The 301-nt window shown below is 63.1% G+C and carries 1 protein-coding gene; it reads right to left on the bottom strand.

What is annotated here, in order from left to right; translation table 11 throughout:
* Positions 1 to 301 (bottom strand): substrate-binding domain-containing protein (locus tag EN857_RS34050; protein ID WP_135897732.1); only part of this gene is annotated, 301 nt, incomplete at both ends.

The raw sequence follows: 301 nt of genomic DNA, 5'->3' as shown, positions 1-301 counted from the left end.
GGAGATTGGCCGCTTGCTCGCCGATGGCCTGCACCGGCTGCGCCACGGTTGTCAGTTGCGGCACGAACACGTCGGACCACGGAAAATCGTCGAAGCAGGCGACCGAAATGTCCTCGGGGCACGACAGACCGATGTCGCGGATCGCCTTCATGGTGCCGATCACCATCGGGTTGTTGGCCGAGAAGATCGCGCTTGGCCGGTCGTGCAGCGACAAAAGCTGCATGGTGGCGTTATAGCCGTCGATCTCGTGGAAATTGCCGGAGCGTATAAGCTCCTCCGCCACCGGCAGGCCAGCCGCCTG

Source organism: Mesorhizobium sp. M4B.F.Ca.ET.214.01.1.1, from assembly GCF_004791545.1.
GTDB lineage: Bacteria > Pseudomonadota > Alphaproteobacteria > Rhizobiales > Rhizobiaceae > Mesorhizobium > Mesorhizobium abyssinicae.
Note: the sequence above shows the minus strand (reverse complement) of the source record. Positions and strands in the feature narration are given on the sequence as shown.